2 protein-coding genes and 1 pseudogene are annotated in these 4,148 nt (G+C 40.7%); 2 read left to right on the forward strand and 1 reads right to left on the reverse strand.

The window, feature by feature from the left end; all coding sequences use genetic code 11:
• Positions 1–126: 126 nt before the first annotated feature.
• On the reverse strand, positions 127–2,298 hold the full coding sequence (locus G4P69_RS35260; protein WP_208354573.1) for a PD-(D/E)XK nuclease family protein: 2,172 nt from the start codon (positions 2,296–2,298) through the stop codon (positions 127–129).
• Positions 2,299–2,385: 87 nt separating this feature from the next.
• Between G4P69_RS35260 and G4P69_RS35265 the strand changes: the two genes are divergently transcribed.
• Positions 2,386–3,714, forward strand: a complete 1,329-nt coding sequence (locus G4P69_RS35265) for a proton extrusion protein PcxA (RefSeq protein WP_208341840.1) — start codon at positions 2,386–2,388, stop codon at positions 3,712–3,714.
• 5 nt (positions 3,715–3,719) lie between these two features.
• Positions 3,720–4,148 (forward strand): annotated as a pseudogene (locus tag G4P69_RS35270) (murein transglycosylase); the annotation flags it as partial.

The raw sequence follows: 4,148 nt of genomic DNA on the forward strand, positions 1-4,148 counted from the left end.
AGCAAAGAGTAGAACAACTATACCCCAAAGAACACCCAACATAATTCTTGACCTCAGTTGACGATAGAGGATTACTATCAGGGTATGTTCTGTATAGCTACAAAAATCAATTTAGACATAAATCTTTTAAGAGGGCATAGGGCATGGGGCATGCCCTATGCCCGTTGCCTCAGAAACACAAGCATGTACTAAAGGTAACAATGGACCAAGTTGTTCTTGTCCATTGACAGCTAAATCGCTGTGACACAAATACACTCTCTCGGATACACGGGAAAGCAAATCAGCTAAAATCCTTTGTAGACGTTGTTCTTGTGCTAATTTTTCATCTTCGGCTGTCCAAGGTTCTCCAAGCCTTTCTCGGAGAAAAAATTCTGCTCCAAACAAAGTAGCTGCACCACCTTTTGCCCATAATGCTGAACTAGCATCTAGCCAAAAATGCCAGCGGTGAAATCTTCTACTGGAACGGTATTGAAAGATTGTTGCTAGAGTGACAGCATTAGCTGCTGGTCCAACTGGACGCACAGGATAAGGGTTTGCTGTAACAGTACCACGTCGCAGTAGTTGTATAAATTCTGCAATGTTGGTATGGGGGTGATCTCCTTCTATTGAACTAGAGCGGATCTGCTTGAGTCTAGTGTCAATTTCCCAGTAATGTTGAGCAGTTTCTAGTAATTCTCGTAGTGCTGATAATTGATCGTAAACGAGATTGGTACCATTCCATAAAAATCGCTGAATTGCTCTGTCTAAAAGGGAAATGGGACTAGGAATTAAACGCATCTCCTGTTGCGATCGCTGTTCTTCTAGCCACTGTAATATTTCTTTATAAGCTGTGGTTGCTCCGTAGCCAAGTCGATCCCAACGCTCAAATGCTGTTACCGGAAGCAGTTTAGGGTGTTCAGGATGGGGTACAAAGCAATGATCTGCTATTAACCCGGCACGTACTGGGTCAATAAAGGAAGATAGAGGATTATCTGTTTCTTTTCCTCTCCCGCTCAACACGACTAACATCTCCGCCACAGCATGGCGATCAACTAAGCGACCTAAACCGGGATAAACTAACGTCATTACCGTGAGTAATCCTCGGATAATAGGCGAGCTAATTAAAGGGCGTTGGTCGTTGAGAGACTCTACCGAGATGTTTTGCTTTGTGAGGATTTCTACAAGAGTGTAACGGGCGATCGCATCCAAACCTGGTGCAATAATAGCGACTTCCCTTGCTTGAACTTGTCCCTGTTTAATAGCATCGATAATCACCTCTGCTGTTTGTCTCAATAGCTGAGCGCGGGAAGTGGTTTGAACCGACTGTACGACCTCTGGTAAGCTTAACAGTGCCATGGGTTCGGTGATTAACTCCAGCATTGGCGTAGCTAGTCTATCTGCAAGAGATGAGAAAGGTCCATTTAAAATTTCTGTTTGACAATGGATTGCTAACCCTTCTAAGTAGTCAGGATCTGCTCCCAATCCTAAACGCACTGTGCCTTCTGGATTATAACTAAATGCCCCTACTGCACCGCCCTGCAAGAAGAATTCAAATAAGTTGCGTGCGATCGCAGGGTAATCATGCACATCATCAGCTAGAACGGCTTGATAGCGTTTTGCTAGTTGCTGCTGGTACTCTGGATCAGGCAATAAATGCTGATGATAAAGTTCAGTAATAATTCCGTAGCTCAGCAATCCCCTATCTAAACACCACTGACGCCAGTCAAGCAACAACGAAACCAAAAATTCTGGATCTAGATTCAGAGTATTTTCTTCCTGTTCTAGATCTTTTATCAAAATTGTGCTGATCTCTTCGCTATTGACCCCACTGTAAGCGGCTAGTTGCATTAAGTCCAATATACGGCGCACCAAACGGGACTCGTTGATCCCCGCACGACGCAAAGTTTCTTCATCTAACTTGTCCCGCCATAATTTAGTTGCCAATTCTTGCTCAGTTTCTGGCCGTAATCGTACTGGGAACTGTGCTTTCAATTGCAGCGACTGAACCAGTAACGGCCAAAATAAAATCACTTCGTCTTGCAAAAAACCCAAAAGTGTTTTGCAGCGCACTGGATATTTACCCTCAGTTGCTGCGAAAATTTGATCTGTTAACTCTCGACGATTTTCATCATTAGCAGCCAAAACCAAAATACTTGGCGCTGTTTGATGAAGGTAAAGGCGTTTTGGTATGAGACTAGTATTTTTGTTCCCTCTGTCTGTTTTAGCTTTATTTTCGACCCAACTACAAAACTTCTTTACCAAACGAGCCGTCTTTCCACTACGACTAGGACCTACTATCCAAAGGGAATCAGAAATCACAACCGTCTCCTTGGGGATTTGTTAAGATACTTCGTAACGTTAACTTAAGTTTAAAAATCTCGAAATAATGCGGAATGATCGCCTACAATGAATTATTCTGTCTTTAGCCAAAAAATCTACAATGCCTTACTCAACGCTTACAAGCGGTATTTAAGAACACCAGAGCGTTCTTTGGATGAGGCTTGTAAAGCTGCCTTAAAAATTAAAGAAATAGAAGATCAGCATTTCAATGGTAATAAAATAGACTCTAACTCACCCATGTACACTAACAGTGCCATGGATTATTTTAAGTCAGAGCTAAAAAAACAATTAAGACTTGTGCGGATGCGACTAACTGAGTTTAAGGCTAGCCGTTTTTTCTTTAACGAGTCAATTCAAAAAGCTGCTGAACAATATGGGGTAAAGTATTCTGACCCTTCCTCGATTTTAGAAAAGCTAAAATTCATTGACGAAGTCACAGCAAAATATAACACCTATGATGACGAGGTAATAGCTTCTAATGATTTAAGTATCAACAATTCCAATATAGCAAATGCTACAGTTGAAATCTCCGCAATTCAACGAAGACCAACAAATTCAGTAAATCAAATACCGAATAACATAATACCCAATAGAACAGATGGAACCGGAGTATTACCACGGTCGATCTTTTCTACGATCAATCGTTTGCAAAGAGAGTTAGACCCTAATGCAGAACAGAATGTTGTACAAAATTTTCGCCAGTCGCAAAGAAGAACAATTGTATCTGTTAGATTTCTGCTGATCCTTGTTATAGCACCAGTCCTAACTCATCAGCTATCTAAACCTTTGGTAATAGGACCGATTGTTGAGCATTTTAGAGGCTCTTCACAAGAAGTAGGATTATTCCTCAACTATGAAATGGAAGAAGAAGCTCTAACGGAGCTAGAAAAATATGAACAGAAAATTAAGTTTGAAAATCTTATAAAAAGCAGTTTACCTTTATCTGCTGAAGAAATTGAACATCGCTTGCAAGAAAAGGTTCATGAGTTAGCTGAAGAGTACCGCAATACCGGTACAAACGCGATCAAAAATGTTTTTGCAGATATCTTGGCTGTTGGGGCTTTCTCTTTGGTTTTGATCTTTAGCAAGCGAGAGATCGCGATGCTAAAAAATTTCTTTGACACTATTATCTATGGATTGAGTGATAGTGCAAAGGCATTTGTGATTATTTTGTTCACTGATATGTTTGTAGGCTTCCACTCTCCTCATGGTTGGGAAGTTCTTCTAGAAGGTATATCACGTCATTGGGGATTACCAGCAAATCATGATTTTATTTTCTTATTTATTGCCACATTCCCAGTAATTTTAGATACAATCTTTAAATACTGGATCTTCCGATATCTGAACCGCATTTCACCTTCAGCGGTCGCAACTTACCGGAATATGAACGAATAGCGTGAATGAAGAAAAATAATACACTGGCTGCTATCACCTTTAATTTCTCCGCATTTCCTCTAATTTTTTTGGTATCTATACAAAGTTTTGAACACAAGGAACTTAGTCCACCAGAATGTAGAATGAAAAGGTGGGAGCTACCAGTGTCGCTTGTTCAAACTCAATCGCCTACTCAGCAAAAAACACCTCCACTGATACCTATTCAAAGTTCCCCTTTTCTTTGTTGTGATAAAGATCGCTCTTGTCTGGATGAACAGATATGGGGTGAAAACAATCAACCGGCAGATAAAAAGGCGTTGTTAACGGCTATTGACCGTAGTCTGAGCTATCTTTACAAGAGTGAAGCTGCTTATCAACAGTATCCAGTGGAGGGAATTACACGCGATCGCGTCATTAAAAGTTTAAAAAGATTTCGTGAACTAGTTGTCAGCACT

Origin of the sequence: Aetokthonos hydrillicola CCALA 1050 (assembly GCF_017591665.1) — a bacterium.
In the GTDB taxonomy this organism is placed as follows: Bacteria; Cyanobacteriota; Cyanobacteriia; order Cyanobacteriales; family Nostocaceae; genus Aetokthonos; species Aetokthonos hydrillicola.

Coding starts and splice junctions, on each gene's coding strand:
- G4P69_RS35265 (WP_208341840.1), top strand. CDS start 2,386: ATGAATTATTCTGTCTTTAGCCAAAAAATCTACAATGCCTTACTCAAC.